This is a genomic window from Sulfitobacter sp. 1A13496 (assembly GCF_043557225.1).
In the GTDB taxonomy this organism is placed as follows: Bacteria; Pseudomonadota; Alphaproteobacteria; order Rhodobacterales; family Rhodobacteraceae; genus Sulfitobacter; species Sulfitobacter faviae.
The window spans coordinates 1-4,499 of record NZ_JBIFFP010000020.1 but is presented as its reverse complement, the minus strand read 5'-3'; the positions used below and the strand labels follow the sequence as shown (position 1 = coordinate 4,499).

The following is a 4,499-nucleotide window of genomic DNA, read 5'->3' as shown; positions in this document are numbered from 1 at the left end:
CTTGCAAATTCGGCGAGTTAACGTGACAACACCTCAATTCACCATCTCTCCACCTTGAACAATGGGCGCGATGTATCACCCGTATCGATCGGGCGCAGCCCTTCGGTTGTCGAGACGGCCGAGTTCGTGCCCTTCAATGTCCCTTTTCTTTCACGGGTTCTGCGTTCGGCCTTCGTCAGGCCCCGGCTTTCAGCTTCGATCTGGCGTTGCTGCAAACGTCGGATCTGGGTACTACCGCCGCTGGCGCGGTACACCATCGTCGCAGACGGGCGCCCAACGGGGGAAAGAACGGGCGCGGTGTACGCCCGTTCTGGTATTAACGTTATCGCAAGGCGGTGCTCGCGATCCGCACTGACCGTTTAGTGAGTAACGGAGACTTCGCGGAACATGCCGGATTCGTAATGACCGGGGATCAGGCAAGCAGCTTCGAACGTGCCGTTATTTGCAAATGTCCAGATGATTTCGGCATCTTCGCCGGGCGCGAGCCGGATGCGGTTGGGCTCATTATGACCCATATTCATACCGCTCATATCCGCCATTTCGTTCTTGTGCGCGGCGTTCTTCTTTTGCGAGTCGAGAATGAACTCATGGTCCAACTCGCCCTCGTTGCGGACGACGAAACGGACGGTCTCGCCTTCTTTGAAATCCAGATCGCCGCCCTTGAACAGCATTTCGCCGTCGTCTGTTTCGACCATGTCGATCTCGACCGTGCGGTCCACCGCAGCGGCATCGCCGGGCATGCCGATCTTCATTTCTCCATGGGTGTCGCCGGACTTGTTTCCGTGAGCCGCTTCGCCGGCAAACCCCGGTGCCGCAAAGGAGGAAGCCAGTGCGATTGTCAGCAGTAGATGTTTCATCTGTTTAGTCCTTGGTTGCTTTTGGGTTCAGGTATTGGCCGGAGGACTCATCAGCCCTCCGGATTGCTCCCGCAGGAACAAATCTCAGAATTGAAGGCGTGTACCGATCACGACCGAGAACTCATCTGTATCCCCACCGGCCGCGCGGGTGATGTCCCGCGTGTCGCCGAACGAGGTCTCGTAGTTGACGCCGATATAGGGTGAGACCGCACGGTCGATGAGGTCGTAACTCAGCCGCGCACCGATCTCCATGACTGCGCCACCCGCACCCCGCCCCCGGGCGATGTCATCCTTCAGCGGCATATCGATCTCGATGTTCGGGGTCAGGATCAGACGGTTGGTAAGGAGCAGTTCGTATTCCGCCTCGAAACTGAAGAACGAATAGTCGGAGAGGTAGAGATCGGCGTCGATCTCGAACCACTGCGGCGCGAGCCCTTTTACCCCCACGACAGCCGCGTAGCGTTCCGGAACGCCCTCGGGTGTGCTGGCATAGGCTCCGACCACGCCGTTAAAGAAGGTCGAGATTGGAAACCGGAGACGTAGCTGGTTTTCGAGGCTTTCGAACTCATCGGACGAAAGACCGTATTCAGCTTCGCTGCGCCACACCAGCTTGAGCTCATCCGTGCCGATGAGGGCGTCGAAATCCCAGACAAGGACCTCTTCGTCATCCAGTGCGCGAATTTCCAACTGTTCCGCCTGCACGCCCCAGATCAGCTGTTCGGTTTGTTTGACGGGCTGAGCCTGCACGAGCGAGGCCCAAGGAAGGATGAGGCCGGCCAGTCCGGCGAGTTGACTGTATTTCATTACGTTCGTCCTTTGTATTTCCCGGCTCAAGCCGCGCGTCCCTTGACCACGACCTTGCGGAACATTCCCGCCCGCGCGTGGTAGCTGAGGTGACAGTGGAACGCCCATTGACCGGGGGCGTCGGCCTCGACTTCGATGTCCGTCGTGGCGGCGGGATTGATGTTCACGGTGTGCTTGATGGGATTGCGCGGACCGTGACCGGCATCGATGATCGACCACATCCCGTGCAGGTGCATCGGATGCGACATCATCGTTTCGTTGATGAACCGCATGCGCACCCGCTCGCCGTATCGGAGCGTGATCGGGGCGGCATCGTCGTATTTCACGTCGTTGATCGACCAGATGTAGCGCTCCATGTTACCGGTCAGCCGCAACACGATGGTGCGTGAGGGTGCGCGGTGACGGTAACGAGGGCTGGCGGCGCGCAGGTCTGCGTAGGACAGGAACTTGCCGCCGTTGTACGCGACAGGCGTCAGTCCGCTGCCCGGGACATAGAACGGATCGCCGCCATCAGACATTGCCATTCCGCTCATACTGTCCATGCCGCTCATACCGTCCATTGCGGGCTTCTGCATCTGGGCATGGTTCATGCCTGACATCGGTGCCTTTTTCTTCTGCTGCATCTGCGTGTGGTCCATGCCGTCCATCGCAGGCTTTTGCATCTGCGTATGGTCCATCCCAGCCATCGAAGTCTTTTTCTTCGGCTTTTCCTCTGACGGGGTCATCGCAGGCATCGGGGGCTGCTGGCTGGATTGCATGTTTGAATGGTCCATGCCTGTCATGTCGGTGTGGTTCATTCCGGTCATGTTCTGCATGACGTGGTCGCCCATACCCATGCCCATATCCATACCCATACCGCCCATCATGCCGCTCATGTCGGCCATGGTGAGCAAGGGCTTGGGTCTGAGACGGGGCACGGCACCGGCATAGCCCTCTCTGGGTGACAGGGTGCCCCGAACAAGCCCGTTGCGGCCCATGGATTCCGCAATAATGCTATAGACCTTGTTCTGCGTAGGCTGGACGATGACATCATAGGTCTCGGCAACCGCGACCCGCAGTTCATCCACGGCGACAGGCTCCACATCGTTGCCGTCAGCCTGCACGACGACCATTTTCAGTCCCGGTATCCGCATGTCGAAGTAGGTCATCGCGGAGGAGTTGATGATCCGAAGGCGGACCTTCTCACCGGGCCGGAACAAACCGGTCCAGTTTTGCGACGTGCTGCGACCGTTGATCAGCGAGGTAAATCCCTGCACGTCTTCGACGTCGCTCGGCAGCATGCGCATGCGCCCCCACATGCGGCGCTCTTTCAGCGTCGCCTTGAGACCGTCCATGCGGGCGTCCCGGATCAGGTCCTGAAAAGTGCGCTGCGAACGGTTGTAGTAGTCGGACTGCATCTTGAGGTTCCGCAAGATGCGGTTGCCCGGATGGGGATGTTTGTCGGCCAGCTGAACGACATAGTCGCGGTGCGCTGGTATGCGTTCCCTGCCGCGCGGCTCGATCACGATCGCACCGTAGGCGCCATCCGGCTCCTGAAGGCCTGAATGGCTGTGGAACCAATAGGTCCCGGCCTGCTGGATCGGGAAGCGATAGGTAAAGGTCTGACCGGGGGCGATGCCGTTGAAGCTGATCCCCGGAACGCCGTCCTGACGGAAGGGCACGATAAGTCCATGCCAGTGGATCGAGGTGCTTTCGCTGAGGTTGTTGGTCACGTTTATCGTAACCTCCTCACCTTCCTTGAAGCGCAGGATCGTCGGAATCTGGCTGCGGTTGTAGCCCACGCCCATCTTCTGAAAATCGCCCGTGTTGATGCGCACCGGGTCGACTGTGATATTGTAGGTTCCCTGAGAGGTCACCTGCGTGGAGCCATGCGCGCTCAACGCTTTGGGCATCGCAAAAGCCGCAGCCGCAGCCAAGCCGAACTGACGCCGCGACAACCCCTTCGCCAGCTCTTCAGAGGTACTGAGCGCCGTATCCCAGAGGGCCAGCTGCTTTCTATTGAAGAATTGCATTCGTTTTCCTTGTATTAGTCTGTCTGAAAGGTGCCGCAGCGCGCGTGCTCAAGGGTTCGACGGCGTTTTGGAGGTCAGTCGCACCCGGCTCGGCACAGTTCGCTTCGAACACGGCACGTGCCGGGGGGCGTTTACGCGCGGTTCTGCCTTGCAACTTGCGAGGGTCAGCGCGGGGCCTGTTTCGAGTTCTGAATTTGTCGGATCCATGATTCACGTGCCCTCCGTGGAACTGGAGGTTTTATCGCCGGAACGCCTGCAAAGGATCAAGAATACATATGGTTACATATGGGGTTAGGGTGTGCTGACCGTCGGTAGGGTGGGTGGTTGCTGATGTGATTTGCTTTGGTTCGGGAAGGGCGAAGGGGCGCCTACGCAGTTGCCCGAAGGTTCGCGAACGCGCTTGATGTAGATCATCTTTCGCTTGCTATGCCCGGTTTCCAGAGATGATCGGCGAAAGACAGGCTCATCCAAGAATTGATCAACAACTCATCTGGAGATAGCGATCAGACGTTGATAGAGGCTATCGCGGACCTGGTTCGGAGGACTTTACTCGCTGCAGCAATACATCCCTGAAATAACCTGCGTGCAGCGTCAGAAAGCGAGATCGTGTGCCAATCAGACATGCTTGTGTTTTTCTGAGATTTATTAATGCAGCGGATTGCAAAAACTCTCGCTGTGCGCTCTGAGGCTACAGCCTTTCCAAGCTTCGCCCTTGTAAGCCAGTTCATTCGGAATATCCGCTAAATGCAAGTGTTTGGGACGGAACTCATACCAAGCCGTAGAACTCCACAGGGTGTTGTCACGTTAACTCGCCGAATTTGCAAGT

Annotated in this window: 3 protein-coding genes; all 3 read right to left on the bottom strand. The window is 58.0% G+C overall.

The window, feature by feature from the left end; genetic code table 11:
- Positions 1-359: 359 nt before the first annotated feature.
- The 3 genes from ACGYLX_RS18905 to ACGYLX_RS18895 all read right to left on the bottom strand — a co-directional run bounded on the left by ACGYLX_RS18905 (position 360) and on the right by ACGYLX_RS18895 (position 3,673).
- Positions 360-857: a plastocyanin/azurin family copper-binding protein gene (locus tag ACGYLX_RS18905; RefSeq protein WP_009827247.1), complete on the bottom strand. Its 498-nt coding sequence runs from the start codon at positions 855-857 to the stop codon at positions 360-362.
- An 84-nt stretch (positions 858-941) separates the two neighbouring features.
- Positions 942-1,661, bottom strand: a complete 720-nt coding sequence (locus ACGYLX_RS18900) for a copper resistance protein B (protein WP_065335300.1) — start codon at positions 1,659-1,661, stop codon at positions 942-944.
- Between the two features lie 26 nt (positions 1,662-1,687).
- Positions 1,688-3,673, bottom strand: a complete 1,986-nt coding sequence (locus ACGYLX_RS18895) for a multicopper oxidase domain-containing protein (protein WP_009827245.1) — start codon at positions 3,671-3,673, stop codon at positions 1,688-1,690.
- Positions 3,674-4,499: the final 826 nt, after the last annotated feature.